Source organism: Tabrizicola piscis (genome assembly GCF_003940805.1).
Taxonomy (GTDB): domain Bacteria; phylum Pseudomonadota; class Alphaproteobacteria; order Rhodobacterales; family Rhodobacteraceae; genus Tabrizicola; species Tabrizicola piscis.
Window position 1 is genome coordinate 612,861 of record NZ_CP034328.1, and the last position, 13,042, is coordinate 625,902.

Consider the following 13,042-nt stretch of genomic DNA (forward strand, 5'->3'; position numbering starts at 1 on the left):
CATCAGGGGGCCAACTCTCCCTTGGGTTTCACGAAGGATAGCAGAAAAAGGCCGATCAGGAACAGCAAGATAAGCGGGGCAATGCCAATGCGCTGCGATCCGCTTGCCGTGGTCGCCAGCGCGATCAGCGCCGGGGCCATGAAGCTGGCCACCTTGCCCGACAGGGCGTAAAGCCCGAACGCCTCGGTCGCGCGGTCGGGGCTGGTATGGCGGGCCATCATCGTCCGGCTTGCCGCCTGCAGCGCCCCCCCTGCCGCGCCGATGAACGCGCCGCATGTAAAGAAGATCTGATCCGGCAGGCGGGAGGCCGGATCCATCGGCAGGCCCCAGATGCCCTCACGCGTCATCCCGACCATCAGCAGGCAGACAAGGATCAGCACGATGATCGCCGTGATGATCACCGGCTTCGGACCAAAGCGCTGGTCCGCCTTGCCGCCAAGGAACGCCGCCACCATTGCCGTCAGGGCGCCGACGATGCCGAAAATCCCGATTTGGATGATCGACCACCCCAGCACGCCCGACGCATAGACCCCGCCAAACCCGTAAAGCGCGTTCAGCGCGTCGCGGTAGAACAGGGATGAGGCGAGGTAAGCCGAAAGGCTGCGGCGATAGCGCAAGGACCGCACAAGATCACGCAGGCTGGCCATCGCCCGGCCGACATGCAGCGGGCGCGCGTCGGTCTTGGGTTCTTTCACCCACAAAAAGAACGGGATCATGAAGACGATGAACCAGATCGCCGTAAACGGCCCCACCGCGCGGGTACCTTCCCGTGCCTCGGGGTCAAGTCCGAACAGCGGCTCGGTCCCCAGCAGGGTCAGCCCGCTGTCAGCCCCTTCGGCAAAGAACAGCAGCATCACAATCAACGCCAGCAGCCCGCCCAGATAGCCAAAGGCAAAGCCCGAGCCCGAGATCGCCCCCAGATCGTCCGCTTGGGTAAGTGAGGGCATCAGCGCGTTGGTGAAGATCGTCGCAAACTCCATCCCGATGAAGCCGATCCCGAACAGGCACACCGCCCAGAACAGCATGCTGGCATCGCCGCCGGGGGCCACCCACCACAGGCCAAAGGACCCGGTCACATAGAACAGCGAAAACACCCAGACCCAGATCAGCCGTCGTCCGGTGCCATCGGCAATCGCCCCCAGAAGCGGGGCGGTCACGGCAATCGTCAGTGACGCGATGGTCAGACCCCAGGCCCAGTAGGTTTGTGCGGCAGCCTTGGCCGCATCCACCTCCATCCCGGTGCCCATGTAATAGCTGCGCGCGATCTCGGCGAAGTAGGGGCCGAAGATGAAGGTCAAAAGCAATGTGCTGTAGGGTTGGCTGGCCCAGTCGAAAAAGTACCAGCCCCAGATCCGCTTGCGCGCGCTTGCCATGACTGCTCCCTGTTTTGCGGGGAGTGAACCCGGAAAACCCATGGCGCGCAAGCCGCCGCGGATTGCAACCCTGCCGGGCGCTTGTCACTGCGCCGGTGTCCAGCCCGCAAACATCGGCAGGCAAGTCCAGACGGACTCAGCGCGCCGGTGGCCAGGGGTGGATCACCTCGGCGTCAATCCAGGCCTGCACCCAGTCTGACAGGGGTGGGCTGACGGGGTCCGCGCCCATCGCCGCCGCCAACTCCGCTGGCGGCACCATCCCGGCCTTCGACACGATGGCCTTCCGGATCAGCGCGTGCGACGTGCATTCGTCGCCTTGCCACATCGACTGCTCCATGTAGATGAACCGCCGGTCCCAGCCGATGCAGCGCGTATGCATGGTAAACTGGGCAAAGACGGTCACCCGGCGGCGATAGCGGATCGTCGATCCCGCGACCGTCATCCCCCAGCCCTTGTCGCGCAGCACCGATTCGATCGCCGTCCGCCGCGCAAGCGGCAGACGGCCAAGGTCGTAAAGCGTCAGCGTGCGGCCGTTGTTCAGCTCCATCCACAGGTCAAGATCCCAAGGCCAGCACCGGTGATGTGACACATGGCTGTCGAACAGACCCAGTCGGGGCATGCGGCGGGCGCGGGCCATTTCCTTGATCATGCGGACAAAAGGATACATCGCCACCTCCGGTTCAGGCGAAGGCGTGGCCCGGCACGGCGGCGGCGTCAAGCCGAACGCAGCGTGATCCGGCACTGACGACAGCCATTGCCCTTCGCCCTGCCTGCCGCTACCTCAGGCCAAAGCCAATGGGAGTGCCCGATGACCTCGCTGTTCCAAATCCTGATGCTGATCCTTGATGTCGCGCAATTCATCATCATCGCGCATATCATCATGAGCTGGCTGATCAACTTTCAGGTCCTGAACCTGCGCCAGCCGCTGGTGGCACAGCTCTGGGACGGCCTGAACCGCCTGCTGGAGCCGCTTTATTCGCGGGTGCGCGCCGTTCTGCCCAATATGGGCGGGCTGGATCTGGCACCCTTGGTCGTCCTGCTTGCCATCATTGCCCTCCGGATCGTGCTGACCAACAACGCCGCCGCCTTCCTCTGATCTTGGACCGCGCCGCCTCGCTTCTGCACTCCGTCTTCGGGTTCCCCGATTTTCGCCCCGGCCAGGCGGAAATCGTGCAAGCTGTGCTGGAGGGGCGCAATACCCTTGCCATCATGCCCACGGGCGGCGGCAAGTCCCTGTGTTTCCAGCTGCCCGCCCTGTGCCGCGATGGGGTGACCGTCGTCATCTCACCGCTGATCGCCCTGATGCGTGATCAAGTCCGCGCGCTGAAGGCGGCGGGCGTCGAGGCGGGGGCCCTGACCTCGGGCAATACCGAGGAGGAGACGGAAGAGGTTTTCGCAGCCCTTGACCAAGGGCGGCTGAAGCTCCTCTACATGGCGCCCGAACGCCTTGCCTCCGGCGCAACGGCCACCCTCTTGCGCCGGGTGGGCTGCAGCCTGATTGCCGTGGACGAGGCGCATTGCGTCAGCCAGTGGGGCCACGACTTCCGCCCCGATTACCTGCGCATTGGCGAGCTACGCCGGATGCTGCGCGTGCCGCTGGCCGCCTTCACCGCCACCGCGGACGAAGAAACCCGCGCCGAAATCGTCACCCGCCTGTTTGATGGCGAGGCCCCGGCCACCTTCCTGCGCGGCTTTGACCGGCCGAACATCCACCTTGCCTTCGCCGTGAAATCCACCCCGCGCGATCAGATCCTGCGCTTTGCCGCCGCCCGGAAAGGGCAGTCCGGCATCGTCTACTGCGGCACCCGCGCCAAGACCGAAGTGCTGGCCCAGGCCCTGCGCGAAGCAGGGCATCCCTCCGTTGCCTATCACGGCGGGATGGAGGCCGAGGCGCGGCGTCAGGTCGAAATCCGCTTTCAGCGCGAGGATGGGCTGATCGTGGTGGCCACGGTGGCCTTTGGGATGGGGATCGACAAGCCCGATATCCGCTGGGTCGCCCATGCCGACCTGCCCAAGTCGATCGAGGGGTACTACCAGGAAATCGGCCGCGCCGGACGCGACGGCTCTCCGGCCGAAACGCTGACGCTCTATGGCCCCGACGACATCCGCCTGCGCCGCAGCCAGATCGACGAAGGCGCCGCCCCGCCCGACCGGAAGGCCGCCGACCATGCCCGGCTGAACGCACTTCTGGGGCTGGCCGAGGCGCTGAAATGCCGCCGTCAGGTGTTGCTGGGCTACTTCGGTGAGACGGCCGAGCCCTGCGGCAACTGTGACCTTTGCGACCGCCCCGCCCAGCTTTTCGACGCGACCGAGGCCGTGCGCAAGGCCTTGTCGGCGATCTTGCGGACCGGGGAGTGGTTCGGCGCGGGGCATCTGATCGACATCCTGACCGGCAACGCCACCGCCAAGGTCCGCGAACGCGGCCATGACCAGTTGCCGACCTATGCCGTGGGGCGGGATCTGTCCAAGGCCGCCTGGGGCGCGGTCTTTCGGCAGATGATGGGACAGGACCTTGTCCGCCCCGACCCCGACCGCCACGGCGCGCTGCGCATGACCGAGGCCGCGCGCCCGATCCTGCGGGGGGAGGCGCAGATCACCCTGCGGCGCGACACCGTCGCATCAGCGGGCGAGCGTGAGGCCGTGAAGGCCCAAGTCGCGGATGAGGATGTGGGGCTTCTGTCGTTGCTCAAGGCACGCCGCAGGGCGCTGGCCGAGGCGCAGAATGTGCCGGCCTATGTGGTCTTTCCCGACCGCACCCTGATCGAGATGGCCGAACGCAAGCCCGCGAGCCTTGACCAGATGGCCGGGATCACCGGGGTGGGGGCGAAGAAGCTGGAAAGCTACGGCGCGGCGTTTCTGGAGGTGATCACCGGGGCCTCCGAAACCCTGCACCCCGCGCGGATGCGGCTGGTGGGCAAGCCCGAGGGCGCGGTGTTTGACCGGCTGGCCGAGGTGCAACTGGCCCTGTCACGGGGCGAGGATGGGACGGGGAAGTATCTGTCCTGCACCCATTCCACCCTGCGGCAGATCGCGGAGCGGCGGCCTTCGACCCTCGCGGAGTTGCAGGACATCCAGGGAATGGGAGTGTTGAAGGTGGAGCGCTTTGGGGAGGCGTTCCTGTCTGTGCTGCGCGAGGGCTGAGGCGGGGTGTCCCGGGCAGGGACATCCGTTGATCCGAGTGATTTCAATCCCTTGGCGAATGGCATTAAGGGATTCTTGACGATTGTCGCTGCGCGCCATGCCCGGCGGCCGGGGGTTCCACCCCCGGACCCCCGGAGTATTTTCGTAAAGAGCAAGACATGGGGGCATGATCGCACGTGTAGGCCTGCCATAGCCTGTGTCCAGCGGGGCTGGCCTGGTTTGGCCGCCCGACCGCCACCCCCAAGGCGGGCGTGGTCAGGCTACGTTCTGGGCGGCATCTTCGGTGTCGACCACCGGGGGGCGGGCGGCGGCAGGGGCGTATTCGAGTAGCGTCGCCTCGATCGCGGATTTGCGCAGCGGTTTGGTCAGGTACTGGTCGATGCCCGAGGCAAGGATTTCCTCGGCATCGCCGTCCATCGCATGGGCGGTCAAGGCCACGATGGGAACATGCGCGCCCGGCCCTTCCAGCGCGCGAATGGCGCGCGCGGCTTCCTTTCCGTCCATTTCCGGCATCGAGATGTCCATGAAGATGAGATCGGGCCGGAAGGATTGAAAGAGGTCGACCGCGATCCGCCCGTTGTCGGCAAAGACCAAGTCGATGTCATGCGCGCGGACCATCTTTTGAAACACCAGCTGGTTGGTGCGGTTGTCTTCCGCCGCAAGGATGCGCATCTGGCGCAGTTCGCTGGGCAAGGGCGCGGGCGCGACCCGCGCTTCGGGCTGGGCGGCGGCAGTCAGGGCCTGCAGGCGGCGGTAAAGATCGGACCGCAGGACCGGCTTTTGCAGCACGTCGGCGAATTCGGCCGCGCTGTCGCCCAGCCCGCTGAGGTTGGAGCTGAGCAGGATCACTGGCAAGAGGTGCCCCGCTGCGCGGATGTGGTGCAGCAGCGTCACCCCGTCCATTTCGGGCATGGCGTGGTCGGTCAGCACCACGTCATAGGGCGGGTCGGCGGCCAGACGCTCCATCGCCTCGGCCCCCGAGCGACAGAGGGTGACGGTGATGCCGCAGGGCGCCAGCTGGCGTTCCAGAATGGTGCGGTTGATGTACTGGTCATCGACGGCCAGCACGCGCCGGATCGCGACGGGAACCTGCACGGGCCCGGCATCTTCGGCCACCGGCAGGGTCACGCGGAACCCGAAGCTGGACCCGTCGCCCAGAGTGCTGTCGACCCAGATCGCCCCGCCCATGTGTTCGATCAGGCGGCGGGTGATGGCAAGACCCAGACCGGTGCCTTCGAACTTGCGGTTCTGCTCATCCTCGACCTGATTGAATTCGCCGAAGATGTGGTCAAGGTGTTCCGCTGCGATGCCGATGCCGGTATCTTCAATCGTGACATGCAGGGTCTGGCGGCCATCTTCAGCGTCGATCCCGACGACGCGGGTCAGCACATGGCCAGATTCGGTGAATTTGACGGCATTGCCGATCAGGTTGGTCAGCACCTGCCGCAACCGGCCCGGATCGCCGATGAACCGGGTGGGCAGGAACATGTCGAAGTCGATCATGAGGTCAATGCCCTTTTCCCGCGCGCGCGGCTGCAAAAGCATGGTGACCTCATGCACTGTCCGCTCCAGATCAAAGGGTTCGGGGCGCAGGGTCAGGCGTTCCGCCTCAATCTTCGAGTAGTCCAGAATGTCGTTGATGATGACCAAAAGCGCCTCACCCGAGGAGCGGATGGTTTCGGCGAAGAGGCGCTGTTCTTCGGTCAGCCCGGTGTCACACAGAAGTTCCGCCATGCCGACGACGCCGTTCATCGGGGTGCGAATTTCATGGCTGATGTTCGCAAGGAAGGCGGATTTGGCGCGATTGGCAGCCTCAGCCGCCTTGCGGGCGGCGTCCAGCACGGTTTCGTGTTCCTTCAACAGGGTGATGTCGATGCGCAGGCCGACGCGGCCGCCATCGGGCGTGGGATGGTCATGCGCGCGAATCCAGCGGCCGTCAGACAGTTGTTGTTCCGAGACCCCCTCGCCCTGGCGATGCGCTTGCAAGCGGTCCTTGATCCAGTCCTCCTCACGGCCGATGGCATCGGCGTGCTGGCTGTTGGCCAGACCGTAGCGCAGGATGTCTTCGAATTTCGTTCCCGGCTGCATGGCCGCAGCCGAGGCGGGATAGATGTCACGGTAGCGCTGGTTGCAGGTCAAAAGCCGCTCCTCTCTGTCGTAAAGCACAAAACCATCGGGGATCGCCTCGATCGCGGCCCAGATGCGCATCTGGTCGGTGATGTCGAGCGCAAGGCACACAAGACCGCCGTCGCGGGCACGGCGGTCCTGCAGCTTGACCCAAGACCCGTTGAGCAGTTTCAGCGTCACGGGTTCGATCGGGTCATGGTCCAGACGGGCCAGCATGCGGGCGATGAAATCTTCCGGGCTCTCATCGCCAAGGTCCACGGTGCCCGCTGCCGCGACCATGCGCACCATGTCGGCGTAGGGAAGGCCGGGGGCGACGGGCAGGCCATCGAACGGGGCCAGCCAGGCCCGGTTGGCGGCAACCATCCGCAGCGACACGTCGAACACGGCGAACCCGTCGTGAATGGTGTTGATCGCGTCCCAAAGCCGGCGTTCGGCCATCACGGCGGTGGTGTGGGCGCGGTCAAGGTCGGCAAGGTAGCGCAGGTTCTGGTCTTTCAGAACCTCAGCTTCGGACAAGGCGGAGCGGACGACCTGACGCTGTTCCACGATCTGGTCGGACAGGGACCGCGCGTGGATCGCCAGCTTTTCATTGGCCGCGAAAAGTTCCCGGCTTTTCTGTTCCAGCAGGCGTTCGGCCGCCAGCCGCGCGCGCCGTTCCCTGACCAGACGTTCCGAAAGATCCATGCGCGCCCTGTCGACAGTCTGTCCGTGGGACCGGGCCCCGGAAAGGCCTTGGGGTCCGGATTACGCGACTAGCCTGCCGCATCGAAGTGAACCAAGACTTAACGCAAGCGATGGTCCCGCCGGGATTGTGCAGACTTGCCAGCCCGGCAGCGCCCATGCGACATTTCGGCCCATCCAGTTGGGAGGCATTTTCGATGCGTTGGTTTCAGACGGCGGTTTTCGCGGCGGCGATTCTTGGCATTTCGGGCGGGCTTTCTGGCCAGGCTCTGGCGCAGGACCTGATTCCCGAACGCCGGGTGGCCGTCACGCAGGATCAGGACCTGCCGGGGGGCGATATCGCTTCGGTCTTCGACACCACGATCGAGGCGTGTGAGCGCGCCTGCCTGACCAACGCGCGCTGCACGGCCTTTGTCTACAACACGCGGAACGGGTCGTGCTTTGTGAAGAACGGCCCGGGGGACGGGGTGTTCTTCCAGGGGGCCTTCTCGGCCTTCGTGATCGAGGGCGACGCCGCCTTGCGCGCAGCGGCCACGGCGCGGCGGGGGGAACTGGGGTTCCTGCCGGATTGGGACATCCAAAGCGCCTATGAGCAGGCGTCGGGCCTTGGCCGCCAGCACACCACCGGGCCATGGACGGCCGAGGAGCATCTCCTTGCAGCGGCTGAGGCCGAGGCGCGGGGCGATTGGGCGGGGGCGGCGGCCTTTACCGGTGCGGCGCTGAACCTGACGGACGATGCCGCGACCTGGGGCGAATTCGCCCGCCGCCAGTTGGAGGCGGGGAAGGCCAATCAAAACCAGTCGGGCTATTTCTTCTACCAAGCCTTCCAGTCCAGCATGAACGCCTATCTTCGGGCGGAAAACCCAGCCTTGCGCCACACGATCCTTGTCACCCTTGGCGAGGCGCTGGAGCGTAACGGCCGGGGCCGCGACACAGTGCAGGCGCTGCGGCTGGCGCAGTCCTTGCAGGAACGGACGGATACCGCCGCCCTGCTGGACGATGCCATTGGCAAATACGGCTTTCGCATCACCGAAACCGTGGTGCAATCCGATCTGGCCCGCCCGCGCATCTGCGCCAGTTTCTCGGAAGATCTTGTCGCCTCGGGCGTGGATTACGCCACCTTCGTCCAACTGACCGAACCCGGCATGGTGGTGGAAAGCGGCGGCTGGCGGCAGCTTTGCGTGACGGGGCTGGAACACGGCAAACGCTATAGCGTGACCTTCCGCGAAGGTCTGCCCGCCGCCGATGGCCAGAGCATGGCAAAGTCGGTTGAAGTCACCCAATACATCCGTGACCGCAGCCCGGGCGTGCGCTTTCCGGGCCGGGGCTATGTGCTGCCGAACACGGTGGACGTGGCCTTGCCGGTGGAAACGGTCAACACTGAAAAGCTGGACCTGACGCTGTTCCGCGTCACGGATCGCAACCTGCTGCGGTCGATCCAGGACTATTACTTCGGCGCGCCGATGCAAAGCTGGTCCGAGGAATACTTCGCCGACACCGTGGGCGAACAACTCTGGACCGGGACGGCCACCGTTGGGCAAGAGGTCAACAAGGACGTCACCACCCGCCTGCCGCTTGGCGACGCGCTGGAGGGGTTGCCTGCGGGCATCTATGCGCTGAAAGCCGCCGTGCCGGGGGTGGACCCTTACGTCGTGCCCGCAGGCTGGCAGTGGTTCGTGGTGTCCGACCTTGGGCTGACCACGATGACCGGGGTGGACGGGCTGCACGTCTTTGTCCGCAGCCTAGGCACAGCCGGGGCCAAAGCGGGGATCACGGTCGAGCTTCTGAACCGCGCCAATGCGGTGCTGGGAACCGCCACGACCGATGACCAGGGCTATGCAAGGTTTGACGCCGGGCTGACCCGCGGTCTTGGCGGCAGCGCACCCGCGATGGTGGTAGCGCGTGAGGGCGATCAGGACATCGCCTTCCTGTCGCTGACCGACCCGGAGTTTGATCTTTCCGACCGTGGCGTCGAAGGGCGTGAGGCTGCCCCCCCGGTCGATGTCTTCGTGACCACTGACCGGGGCGCCTATCGCGCTGGGGAAACGGTCTATGTCACCGCCCTTGCCCGCGATGCGCAGCAGGCGTCGGTTGACGGCCTGCCGCTGACCGCTGTGCTGTCGCGGCCCGACGGCGTGGAGTATTCGCGCCAGCTTGTGGAAGATTCGGGCGCGGGCGGCCATGTCTTTGCCTTGCCCATTGCAGGCAGCGCCCCGCGCGGGGTCTGGCGGCTGGAGATGTTTGCCGACCTTGAGGCCCCTGCCCTGTCGGCCAAGACTTTCCTCGTCGAGGATTTCCTGCCCGAACGCATCGACTTTGACCTGACGCTGGCCGACACGCCGCTGTCTGTCGGCACCGACAGCGCCGTCGATCTGACCGTCGCCGCGCGCTATCTGTTCGGCGCGCCGGGGGCTGGCCTTGCCATCGAGGGCGAGGTGCTGTTGCGCGCAACCGAGGGCCTTGCCGCCTACCCCGGCTATGTCTTTGGCCGCCATGACCAACCCTTCTCGGCGCAGATGTCTTCGCTGGACGGGGCCGAGACGGATGAGGCTGGCACTGCCGTGGTCCCTGTCGTCCTGCCCGTGGTGGAGGACCCCAACCGCCCGCTGGAGGCGCGCGTTACTGTGCGCGTGGCGGAAGATTCGGGTCGGCCGGTCGAACGGTCGGTCACCAAGGCCCTGACACCCGCGAACCCGATGATCGGGGTGCGCCCGCTGTTTGACGGTGTCGCCCCCGAAGGCGGCGAGGCGCGGTTCAACCTGATCGCCGTGGATGCCGATCAGGCCCTGACTGCCCTGCCGGTGAAATGGACCGTTGTGCGGGTTGAGACGAATTACCAATGGTATCAAAGTTTTGGCAACTGGAACTGGGAACCCGTGGTCACCCGTACCCCGGTCGCCGAGGGTGAGGTGACGCTTGGCAGCGCCCCTGTGGAAGTGGCGGCACCGGTCACTTGGGGCAGCTATGAAATCCTTGTGGAACGGAGCGATGGCGAACCAGCCGCGACCTCGACCAGTTTCTATGCAGGTTGGTATGCCCCCGCCGATGCCACTGCGACCCCCGACACGCTGGAGCTGTCCTTGGACAAGCCCGCCTATGCGCCGGGCGAGGTGGCAACCCTGCGGATCGTGCCGCGTGCGGCGGGGACGGCGCTGATCACGGTGCTGTCAAACCGGCTGGTGGCGATGCAGGCGGTTGAGGTGGTCGAGGGGGAAAACCTGATCACCCTGCCCGTGACCGATGACTGGGGTGCCGGGGTCTATGTCACCGCGTCGGTCCTGCGACCGATGGACGTGGCAGCCGGGCGCAACCCGGCGCGGGCGCTGGGGCTGACCCATGCGGCGATTGATCCGGGCGCACGCGCCCTGACCGCCACGGTCGAGATGGCCGCCGAGGCCGCCCCGCGCGGGCCGCTGGATGTGGCCGTGAAAGTGGAGGGCGTGGCTGCGGGTGAAACCGCCTATGTCACCATCGCCGCCGTGGATGTGGGCATCCTGAACCTGACAGGGTTTGAGGCCCCCGATCCGCAGGCGCATTACTTCGGCCAGCGCCGCCTTGGCGTGGGCATCCGCGACATCTATGGCCGTCTGATCGACGGGCTGAACGGGGCCACGGGCGAAGTCCGGTCAGGCGGGGACGCAGGCGCGCAGGCGCGGCTGCAGGCCCCACCTCCCACCGAGGAGTTGGTGGCCTATTTCACCGGCCCGTTGACCGTTGGAGCGGACGGCTATGCGCGGGCAACTTTCGATCTGCCCAGCTTCAACGGCACCGTGAAGGTGATGGCCGTGGCGTGGTCCAAGACCGGCGTCGGGCAGGCCAGCGCGGATGTGCTGGTGCGCGACCCGGTGGTGGTGACCGCTAGCCTGCCGCGCTTTCTGTCGCCGGGGGACACCTCCCGCCTGCTGCTGGAGATCGTCCATGCCACCGGACCCTCGGGCCGGATGAGCCTGGATGTGACGGCGGCGGGGCTGACCCTTGGCACGGTGCCGTCGGGCTTTGACCTTGGCGATCAGGCGAAAGCGGTGTTCGAAGTGCCGGTGACGGCGGGGGCCGTCGGTATCCATACCATCGACGTGGCCCTGACCACGCCGGACGGCAAGCAGCTGAAGAAAACCCTGACCATCCCGGTGCAGGTGAATGACCCCGAGGTGGCCCGCATCTCTCGGCTCGACCTTGCGGCGGGGGCGACGTTCACCTTTGACGACAACGTCTTTGCCGGGCTGGTGGCGGGGTCGGGCAAGGCAACAATGGCCGTGGGCCCCATCGCGCGGCTGAATGCGCCGGGGCTTCTGGCGGCACTGGACCGTTACCCCTATGGCTGCACCGAACAGATGACCAGCCGGGCACTCCCGCTGCTTTACTTCGACGAAGTGGCGCGGGTGATGGACCTGCAAGGGGCCGAGGACATCCAGAAGCGCATCGATCAGGCGGTGGCCGAGATCCTGACCAATCAGGCCTCGTCCGGCGGGTTCGGGCTTTGGGGGGCCGACTATGGCGACTTCTGGCTGGACGCCTATGTGACCGACTTCCTCAGCCGGGCCCGCGCGCAGGGGTATCAGGTGCCCGACCTTGCCTTCCGCAACGCGCTGGCGAACTTGCGCAATCAGGTGAACTATGCGCCTGACTTCAGCCTTGAGACCAATGGCGGGGGTGAGGCCTTGGCTTACGCTCTGATGGTCCTTGCCCGCGAAGGGGCGGCGGCGGTTGGCGACTTGCGCTACTACGCCGACGTCAAGGGCGATGACTTCGCCACCCCTATAGCCCAAGCACAGCTTGGGGCGGCGCTGGCCTCCTACGGCGATCAGACCCGGGCCGATGCGATGTTCCGCAAGGCCGCCGCCAAGCTGGAGGCGCAGGGGCCGGAGGTGGGCCAGGTCTGGCGGGTGGACTATGGCACCCGCTACCGCGATGCGGCGGCGTTGCTGACGCTGGCGGTGGAATCCGGGTCGAACGCGGTGGACCGTGAGGCGCTGACCGACCGGCTTGCCACGACGGGCGGCACGCTGTCCACGCAAGAGGCGACATGGGCACTGCTGGCCACGAATGCGCTGATCGACCGGCCGGGGGCGGATGGCATCACCATTGATGGCGCGCCCGCCGATGGCCCGCTGGTGCGGGTGCTGGACGCAGGCGCAGTGACACCGGTGGTGGTCAAGAACGACGGGGCCGATACGACGCTGACGATCACGACCTATGGCGTGCCGTCTGAACCGGAACCGGCGGGCGGCAATGGCTATGCCATCACGCGCACCTACTACACCATGGACGGGACCGAGGTTGCGCTGGATGGCGTGACCGCTGGCACCCGGCTGGTCACCGTGCTGGAGGTGACCCCCTTCGGCTATGGCGAAGCGCGGCTGATGGTCAGCGACCCCCTGCCCGCCGGGTTCGAGATCGACAACCCGAACCTGATGTCGGCAGGGTCCACCTCGGAACTTGGCTGGCTGGACACGTTGCAGGACGTCCAGCACAGCGAGTTCCGGCAGGATCGGTTCCTGACGGCGGTGGATTGGCAGTCGGATCAAAGCTTCCGGCTGGCCTATGTCGTCCGCGCCGTCAGCCCCGGCACGTTCCACCATGCCGCGGCTTCCGTTGAGGATATGTACCGCCCCGACTTCCGCGCCCGGGGGGAAACCGGGTCTGTGACCATCGCGCCGTGACAACCCGGCACGTGGTCTTTCCCGACGGGGGACACCCCCCGTCGACCCCTCCTCGAGCAC

At 66.2% G+C, this 13,042-nt stretch carries 6 protein-coding genes; 3 read left to right on the top strand and 3 right to left on the bottom strand.

The annotated features are described in order from the left end of the window. Positions 1 to 2: 2 nt before the first annotated feature. Both EI545_RS02915 and EI545_RS02920 read right to left on the bottom strand, forming a co-directional pair. Positions 3 to 1,373: an MFS transporter gene (locus EI545_RS02915; RefSeq protein ID WP_125324078.1), complete on the bottom strand. Its 1,371-nt coding sequence runs from the start codon at positions 1,371 to 1,373 to the stop codon at positions 3 to 5. Positions 1,374 to 1,509: 136 nt separating this feature from the next. After that, a complete protein-coding gene (locus EI545_RS02920; RefSeq protein WP_125324079.1) occupies positions 1,510 to 2,040 on the bottom strand; it encodes an acyl-CoA thioesterase in 531 nt (176 codons plus the stop codon). A gap of 141 nt (positions 2,041 to 2,181) precedes the next feature. On the opposite strand from EI545_RS02920, the gene EI545_RS02925 reads away from it, so the two are divergent. Then, a complete protein-coding gene (locus EI545_RS02925; protein WP_125324080.1) occupies positions 2,182 to 2,469 on the top strand; it encodes a YggT family protein in 288 nt (95 codons plus the stop codon). Between the two features lie 2 nt (positions 2,470 to 2,471). Continuing rightward, a complete protein-coding gene (gene recQ, locus EI545_RS02930; protein WP_125324081.1) occupies positions 2,472 to 4,514 on the top strand; it encodes a DNA helicase RecQ in 2,043 nt (680 codons plus the stop codon). A 255-nt stretch (positions 4,515 to 4,769) separates the two neighbouring features. On the opposite strand, the gene EI545_RS02935 is transcribed toward recQ, so the two are convergent. After that, positions 4,770 to 7,325, bottom strand: a complete 2,556-nt coding sequence (locus EI545_RS02935; protein ID WP_125324082.1) for a hybrid sensor histidine kinase/response regulator — start codon at positions 7,323 to 7,325, stop codon at positions 4,770 to 4,772. Positions 7,326 to 7,519: 194 nt separating this feature from the next. On the opposite strand from EI545_RS02935, the gene EI545_RS02940 reads away from it, so the two are divergent. Continuing rightward, complete coding sequence (locus EI545_RS02940; RefSeq protein WP_125324083.1) at positions 7,520 to 12,982, top strand: alpha-2-macroglobulin family protein; 5,463 nt, start codon at positions 7,520 to 7,522, stop codon at positions 12,980 to 12,982. The last annotated feature ends 60 nt before the right edge of the window (positions 12,983 to 13,042 follow it).